This is a genomic window from Hydrogenophaga sp. (assembly GCF_051007235.1).
Lineage (GTDB): Bacteria > Pseudomonadota > Gammaproteobacteria > Burkholderiales > Burkholderiaceae_C > Hydrogenophaga.
Genome location: NZ_JBPCSJ010000011.1, coordinates 1 through 7,714 on the forward strand (window position 1 = coordinate 1; position 7,714 = coordinate 7,714).

8 protein-coding genes and 1 pseudogene are annotated in these 7,714 nt (G+C 68.3%); 4 read left to right on the forward strand and 5 right to left on the reverse strand.

What is annotated here, in order from left to right:
- Window positions 1–650, forward strand: a 650-nt coding sequence (locus ACR2JA_RS00295; RefSeq protein ID WP_434007142.1) for a tRNA (adenosine(37)-N6)-dimethylallyltransferase, incomplete at its 5' end; no start/stop codon positions are given.
- Window positions 647–1,339: an ABC transporter ATP-binding protein gene (locus ACR2JA_RS00300; RefSeq protein ID WP_434007143.1), complete on the forward strand. Its 693-nt coding sequence runs from the start codon at window positions 647–649 to the stop codon at window positions 1,337–1,339. The genes ACR2JA_RS00295 and ACR2JA_RS00300, both read left to right, overlap by 4 nt.
- 96 nt (window positions 1,340–1,435) lie before the next feature.
- Here the strand turns inward: ACR2JA_RS00300 and ACR2JA_RS00305 are convergent, their stop codons facing one another.
- From ACR2JA_RS00305 to ACR2JA_RS00325, 5 genes are all read right to left on the reverse strand, one after another.
- Complete coding sequence (locus tag ACR2JA_RS00305) at window positions 1,436–2,677, reverse strand: ROK family protein (protein ID WP_434007144.1); 1,242 nt, start codon at window positions 2,675–2,677, stop codon at window positions 1,436–1,438.
- Window positions 2,678–2,708: 31 nt separating this feature from the next.
- Complete coding sequence (locus ACR2JA_RS00310; RefSeq protein WP_434007145.1) at window positions 2,709–3,161, reverse strand: RbsD/FucU family protein; 453 nt, start codon at window positions 3,159–3,161, stop codon at window positions 2,709–2,711.
- Between the two features lie 12 nt (window positions 3,162–3,173).
- Window positions 3,174–3,971, reverse strand: coding sequence for an ATP-binding cassette domain-containing protein (locus ACR2JA_RS00315; RefSeq protein ID WP_434007146.1), 798 nt, complete (start codon window positions 3,969–3,971; stop codon window positions 3,174–3,176).
- Window position 3,972: 1 nt separating this feature from the next.
- Complete coding sequence (locus tag ACR2JA_RS00320; RefSeq protein WP_434007147.1) at window positions 3,973–4,932, reverse strand: ABC transporter permease; 960 nt, start codon at window positions 4,930–4,932, stop codon at window positions 3,973–3,975.
- A gap of 260 nt (window positions 4,933–5,192) precedes the next feature.
- On the reverse strand, window positions 5,193–6,188 hold the full coding sequence (locus tag ACR2JA_RS00325) for a sugar ABC transporter substrate-binding protein (RefSeq protein WP_434007148.1): 996 nt from the start codon (window positions 6,186–6,188) through the stop codon (window positions 5,193–5,195).
- Between the two features lie 145 nt (window positions 6,189–6,333).
- On the opposite strand from ACR2JA_RS00325, the gene ACR2JA_RS00330 reads away from it, so the two are divergent.
- Window positions 6,334–7,368: a PfkB family carbohydrate kinase gene (locus ACR2JA_RS00330; protein ID WP_434007149.1), complete on the forward strand. Its 1,035-nt coding sequence runs from the start codon at window positions 6,334–6,336 to the stop codon at window positions 7,366–7,368.
- 109 nt (window positions 7,369–7,477) lie between these two features.
- Window positions 7,478–7,714, forward strand: a pseudogene (locus ACR2JA_RS00335) (glucose-6-phosphate dehydrogenase); the annotation flags it as partial.

The window sequence follows — 7,714 nt, forward strand, 5'->3', positions numbered from 1 at the left end:
AGGCGCTGATGCAGGGCCTGAACGACATGCCACCGGCCGACGCCGCGGTGCGGGCCGACATCGAGGCCAAGGCCGCCCAGCTCGGCTGGCCAGCGATGCACGCGGCGCTGGCACAGAGCGACCCGGCCACCGCGGCCCGCCTCTCACCCAACGACGCGCAGCGCATCCAGCGCGCGCTCGAAGTGTTCGCGGTGTCCGGGCAGCCGCTGTCCCGCTTCCAGACCGGGCGCGGCGACGACCACGCCAACCCCATCGCGCACGGCGCGCTGCTGAGCCTCGAACCGGCCGACCGCGCCTGGCTGCACGGACGCATCGCCCAGCGCTTCGACGCCATGCTGGCGGCCGGCTTCATCGACGAGGTGCGGGCGCTGCGCGCACGCAACGACCTACACCCCGACCTGCCGTCCATGCGCTGCGTGGGCTACCGCCAGGCCTGGGAAGCGTTGGACGCCGCCGGCGACGCGCCGCTGACCGACGCCCAGCGGAACGAACTGCGCGACCGCGGCGTCTTTGCCACGCGCCAGCTGGCCAAACGCCAGATCACCTGGCTGCGCTCCATGCCCGAGCGCGTGGTCGTGCCCTGCGATGCGCCCGATGCGCTGGCGCAGGTGCTGCGTTGGGCTGAGGGCCATCTCGGAGCACCGGCATGACCCACGACACCGGCCTAGTGATCACCGGCCTGGCCAAGCGCTACGGCGACGCCGCCGTGTTCCAGGCGGTAGACCTGAACGTCGCCCCTGGTGAATTCGTCGCCATCGTCGGCGAGTCGGGCGTCGGCAAGTCCAGCCTGCTCAACTGCATGGCCGCTCTCGACACCTGGAGCGAAGGCCGCATCACCCACGACGGCGTGGACCTGGGCCAATTGACCGAAGCACAGGCTGCGCACTGGCGGCGCGAACACCTGGGCTTTGTTTTCCAGGCTTTTCACGTGCTGCCGCACCTGGACGTGGCGCAGAACGTGGCCCTGCCGCTGCTCCTGCTCAACAGACCGGACCCAGCCCGCGTGGCGCAGATGCTGGATGCCGTGGGCCTGCAAGGCCTCGGTGAACGCCTGCCCTCGCAACTCTCGGGCGGGCAGCTGCAGCGCGTGGCCATTGCGCGCGCCCTGGTGCACAAACCCCGCCTGATCCTGGCCGACGAACCCACCGGCAACCTGGACCCGCGCACCGCCGCGCAGGTGATGGACGTGCTGGTCGCGCAGGCGCGCCAACACGGCAGTTCGATGGTGCTGGTCACGCACTCCGAAGCGGCTGCGGCGCGGGCGGATCGGGTACTGCATTTGACGGCGCAGGGGTTGCAAGAGCCACCTCAACAGGCCGTCTCTGCCCCCAATCCCTGATCTGCACGAAGCGTGCGCCTCCGGGAACCGGCCGAGCCGTCGTGTGGCCGCCTGGCGGGGTAGGCCTCGCGACTGCGGCGACCCGTACCCGACCCATCAGGTCTTGAGAAACAAATCCCGATCCGGCGCAAAGCTCGCGTGCAGTGGCAGCAGCGCGCCGCCCAGGGCGCGCGCATCCGAGCCGATGCTGCCCGGCAGCAGCGGCGGCGGGGTCTGCAGGCCTTCCCAATTGTAGGCCTTGAGGCCCTGCTGGGTGCGGGCGATCAGCTCGGCCAGCAGTTCGGGCACCACCACGCCGTCGATCACCACCGCTTCGAGGTCCAGAAACGCGGTGCCCGAAACGATGCAGTGCGCCAGCGCCAGAGCCGCGCGGTCGATCCATTCCTGCGTGTGCTCGCGCCAAGGCGCCTGCAGGGCGCGTGCGTCGTAGGCGGCCATGGGGTCCAGCGCGTGCTCGCGAAAGCGCTGCTCCAGGTCCCAGAGCGATGCGTGGCTGATGAGCTGCGGCGGGATGTCCTTGAGGTCCGCCGTGGCCACGCCCATGGGCAGGGAGGCCACCGCGCCGGCGTTGCCGTGCTGGCCGCGGTGCAGGTGCGAGTGGATGACCAGCCCACCGCCGACAAAGGTGTCGAGGAACAGGTAGAGGAAGCTGCGGATCTCGCGGCCCTTGCCTTGCAACAGCTCGGCCACGCAGGCCGCGGCGGTGTCCTTGGCAAAGCTGACCGGCAAGTGGGTCATGCGCTGCACCTCGGCCGCGAGGTCGAGGTGGTTCCAGGCGCCGGACTGCGCTTCGGTCAGGCCCAGCATGCGGTGCCAGCCGCCCAGCTGGAACGGTGCGGCCACACCCACGCCAACCACGCGGGGCGCCAGCGGGCCCAGGCGGGCCAACAGCTCGTCCAGGTTGCGCTGGATCAGCGGCAGCAGGGTGGTCGCGTCGGGGAAGTGGTACGCCACGCTGATGCGTTCGCGCACCGCTCCGGTGAAGTCGACCAGCAGCCAGTCGGCGCTGCGGCGGGCGATCTTGATGCCGATGGCAAACGCGCCATCAGGGTTGAGGCCGATGGGCACCGAGGGCTGGCCCACTTTGCCACGCACCGGGGCGCCGCGGGTGAGCAGATCGTCTTCGTCAAGTCGCGCGGTGATGAGGCCGATGGTCTGCGCCGTCAGGCCGGTCAGGCGTGCGAGGTCGGCCTTGGCCAGCGCGCCGTGCGCACGCAGGGCCTGCAGCACCACGCGTTCGTTGAACTGGCGCACCCCGTCCTGGTTGGAGCCGCGCTGGCGCAGCGGCTGCGCGGCGGCGGCCGTGTCGTGCAGTGGAAAGTCGGAAAGGTCGCTCACAGCCGCAGAGTGTGACACGCGGGCGCGCAGCTCAGGGGCGCAGCGCCTCGCCGATGACGCCCTTGCGCAGGATGAAGTTGCCAAAGGGCTGCAGTTCGCCGGTGACGACGATGGCGTAGGCCTTCTTCACACGGTCGTAGAAGGCGTAGCGCTCGACCGCCTCCACCCGCTCGGGCGGCAGGCCGGCCGAGGCCAGCAGGTCCACCGCCGCGCGCTGCAGAGCCGAGCGGTAGCCGTCGGGCGTGTCGCTGACCTGCATGTAGGCCACGGGCTGGGGCACGTCTTCGGCCAGCGGCAGTAGGCTGGTGACGGCTTGCAACGCGCGCACCATGCCCACACCGGGCAGGCGCAGCACCGGCTTGCCCACCCCCAGGCTCATGGCCGTGAAGTTGGCGTCGGCCAGCACCAGCGCGTCGTCGTGTCCCATCTCGGCCATGAGCTTGAGCATGTCAGGGGTCAGCAGGGGATCAATGCCTTTGAGCATGGCGTGGTGTCCTCAGGCGAGGCATTCGGCCGGCAGCTGGTCGACGGTCATCGCACCCGTCATCACCGCCACCGTGTCGCTCATGCTGATCTTCTTGGGGTTGACCACGCAGGCACGCTTGCCCAGGCGGGCGATGTGGATGCGGTCGGCGATCTCGAAGACGTGCGGCATGTTGTGCGAAATCAGGATCACGGGCAGGCCCTTGTCGCGCACGCGACGGATCAGTTCCAGCACCATGTTGCCTTCCTTCACGCCCAGCGCGGCGGTCGGCTCGTCCATGATCACCACGTGCTGCGCGAACGCCGCCGCGCGGGCCACGGCCACGCACTGGCGCTGACCGCCCGAGAGCGTTTCGACCGCCTGCGTCATGGAGCGGATGCCGACCTTGAGGTCGTTCATGCGCGCGATGCTCTCTTCCAGCATCTTCTTCTTGTCGATCATCTGGAACACGCTGCCCAGCACGCCGGGGCGGCGGATCTCGCGGCCCAGGAACAGGTTCTCGGCAATCGTCATGGCCGGGGCCACGGCGAGGTCCTGGTACACGGTTTCGATACCGGCGCGGCGCGCGTCGATCGGGCTCTTGAAGTGAATGCGCTGGCCGTCCAGGTAGATCTCGCCTTCGTCGGGGATGGTGGCGCCCGACAGGGCCTTGATCAGGCTGGACTTGCCAGCGCCGTTGTCGCCGATCACGGCCATGATTTCACCGGCGCGCAGTTCGAAGTCGGCGCCGTCCAGGGCAGTGACCTGGCCGTAGCGCTTGACCAGGCCCTTGGCCTGCATCACGAGGGGGGCGTTGGTATCGATGGTCATTTCAACGCACTCCTTTGCGGGACATCTGGTCGGTCAGCACGGCGAGGATCACGAGCACGCCGGTCACGAGGATCTGGTACACGGAAGACACGCCCATGAGGGTCAGACCGTTGCGGAACACGCCCACGATCAGTGCGCCCACCAGGGTGCCGAGGATGATGCCGCGGCCGCCGAACAGGCTGGTGCCGCCCAGCACCACGGCGGTGATGGCGTCGAGGTTTTCGGTCTGCCCGGCGTTCGGGTCACCGGCGCCGATGCGGGCGACGGACAGCAGCGAGGCCAGGCCGTAGAACAGGCCAGCGAGCACGTACACGCCCATCAGCACCTTGTCGGTGGAAATGCCGGTCAGGCGCGTGGCCTCGGGGTTGTTGCCCACGGCGTAGATGTGGCGGCCGGGTGCGGTCTCGCGCAGGAACAGCCAGGTGATCAGGTACAGCGCCAGCATCAGCACCACGCCGTACAGGATGTTGGTCTGGCCGATGCGGAACGAGTTGCCCAGCCAGGTCATGCCGGCGGACACCTCGGTGATGGTCTGCGAACCCGAGTACAGCTGGGTGATGGCGAACGCGATGTTCAGCGTGCCCAGCGTGACGATGAAGGGTGGCAGTTTGGCCTTGGTCACCAGCAGGCCGTTGACCGCACCGAACAGCGTGGTGGCGGCGATGCCCAGGGTGATCGCGACCGGCGCGGAGAGCCCGAAGTCGGCCCCCATCTTGGTCATGACGATGGAACCCAGCGCCATGATCATTCCGCAGGACAGGTCGATGCCGGCGGTCAGGATGATGAGCGTCTGGCCAATGGCGATGGTGCCCACCACCATCACCTGCTGCAGGATCAGCGAGAAGTTCTGCAGCGTGAAGAAGCGGTCGCTCTGGCTGGCGAAAAACAGGCAGGCGCCGAGCAGGGCGATAAACGGCCCGAGCGTGCCCATGGGCGGAAGTTTGGCTTTGATGGCATTCATGGCGGTGGCCCGTCCAATCAGAGATGAAGAGGTTGCAGCAATGGCTAAGAGTCAACCCGCTGCAAGCGGAAGCCTGTCTGATGCAGGCCTTCAATCAAGCAAAGTCAGGAATGAAGAGGCGCCCAGCGCAGCGAGGCGCCCTCCCAGTCCAGGGGCAGCGAGGGTCCGGCTCCGCCGGCCCCAGCTGCCGTCCCCCCTCCCAGCGCCGAAGGCGCGCCAGAGAGGGGGGAAGCCGCGATAGCGGCGCAGGGGGGAGACCCTTACTTGTTACCCCAGCACAGATCGGTACCGGTCTTGACGTCCTTGCTGTCCACACCGGCCACGGCCTTGGCGGCGATCAGGGTCACGCCAGTGTCGACGTAGCCGCTGACCTTCTTGCCGGTCTTGGCGTATTCCACGCCCGCAGCCACGCCCATGGCGGCCATCTTCAGCGGGTACTGCTGGCTGGTGGCGGTGATCACACCGGCGCCCACGTCCTTGATGCCGGCGCAGCCGCCGTCCACCGACACGATGATCACGTCCTTTTCCTTGCCAGCGGCCTTGAGCGCCTTGTAGGCACCGGCGGCAGCGGGTTCGTTGATCGTGTACACCAGGTTGATGTCGGGGTTCTTCTGCAGGCAGTTTTCCATGCCGGTCTGGCCCTTGGCGGCGTCACCGAAGCTGTCGGCCATGCAGACCACGCCAGCGGCCTTGCCACCCAGCTCATTGCTCTTGGCGTCCGGAGCGGTCAGGCCAAAGCCCTTGAGGAAGCCGTTGTGGCGCTGGGCACCCACCGGGTGGCCGGGGAACAGGTCCAGCGTGGCGATCACGGGCTTCTTGCCACCCATGGCGACCTTGGCGTACTGGCCGATCAGCACGCCAGCCTTGTAGTTGTCGGTGGCGAACAGGGCGTCCACAGCGGTGGCCGGGTCGGTCGGGCTGTCCAGGGCGATGACCATCACGCCTTGCGACTGGGCCTTCTTGATGGCGGGGATGATGGCCTTGGCGTCGCTGGGGGTGATCAGGATGGTCTTGGCGCCGGCGGCGATCATGTTTTCCATCGCGGTCACCTGGCCGGCGTTGACGCCGTCGGTCTTGCCGGCGGCGGCGATCAGCTTGGCACCCAGCTTCTTGGCTTCGGCCGTGGCGCCTTCCTTCATCTTCACGAAGAAGGGGTTGGACTCGGTCTTGGTGATCAGGCCGATCACGGGCTCGGCGGCGAACGAGCTACCAGCGGCCAGGGCCAGGACGGTGAAGGCGAAAGCGAATTTTTTCACGGGGTGTCTCCTCAGGAGGATGGGTGGAATCAGACGTTGTAGAACCGGGTTGCTCTGCCACCGGGACTTCGGGTTTCCACGAAGCCGGCAACAAAGTGGGTGAACTATATTTGCGAACAGGTTAATAAATCAACTGGATTTAATTATGGTTTTCCCTAGCCCCACCACCCAACACCCCGCCGCCAACAGCCCGATCACCGTCGCCACCGCCGGCGAAGCCCTGATGGACATGATCCAGGAGGCCGACGGCCGGCTGCGCCCCTGCGACGGCGGCGCCGTCTACAACCTCACCCGCGCGCTGGGCTTGCAGGGCGTGGGCACGCTCTACCTCAACCCGCTGTCGCAAGACCGCTTTGGGCGTGGCCTGGCCCACGCCATCGCCCAGGCCCGCGTGCAGCTGGCCAACCCCGAGCCAGCGCACGAGCCGACCTCGCTGGCCGTGGTCAGCCTGGACGAGGCTGGCAAGGCCAGCTACAGCTTCTACCGCGAGGGCGTGGCCGACCGCCGCGTCGACGCCGCCACCATGACGGCGCAGTGCGCGGCCCAGCCGGCGCTGAAGGTGGTGGTCACCGGCTGCCTGGCGCTGGTGGCCGACGATTCGCACAAGTACCTGCCCTGGCTGCAGGCGCAGCGCGCGGCCGGCCGCCTGGTGGTGGTGGACGCCAACCTGCGCCCGGCCATCGTGCCGGACATGGCGGCCTACCAGGCCAGCGTCATGGCGGCGCTGGGCGAGGCCGACATCGTCAAGGTCAGCGACGACGACCTGAGCATCCTCGGCTTCCACCACGCCGACCCGCTGCTCGCCGCGCGCGAACTGCTGGCGAAAACGCCAGCGCGCTGGCTGGCCCTGACCCTGGGCGCCAAAGGCGCCGTCATCCTGGGGCGCGACGGCGGCGCCTGGCAGGCCGCTGAATCGCAGCCGGTGACGGTGGCCGACACCGTCGGCGCGGGTGACAGCTTCCTGGCGGGCCTGCTGGTCGCGCTGCTGGACCGCCCCGCGATGCGGGCCGCCACAACCGCGGCCGAACTGGCCCTGGACGCCAGCGACATGGAAGACCTGCTGGCCAACGCCATCGCCTGCGCCAGCCTGTGCGTGATGGAGACCGGCTGCGTGCCGCCGACGCGGGAACAGGTCTTGCAACGTTTGTCCACCGGCCGGCCCCACTTCCGGGCGCTCTGACGCGGTCGCGGGTGGCCGCACCCCGCCATCCGCGGGGTGGGTGCAAAAAAGTACCCGGCATGTAACTTAATTACCATAAACTCCGCCCACCAACGTAACCCACCACACCATGGTCACTTCCTCGCCCTCCCCCGCTGCCGCGCCGCTGGACCTCGTCATCTTCGGTGGCGTGGGCGACCTGTCGGTGCGCAAACTGCTGCCCGCGCTGTACACGGCGCACCTGCACAACAACCTGCCGGAAGAGACCCGCATCCACGCCCTGGGCCGCCAGAGCTGGGACCGCGCCGCCTTCCTGCACTTCATCCAGGAAAAGGTGCGCGGCTTCATTGGCGAGAAGGCCTACACC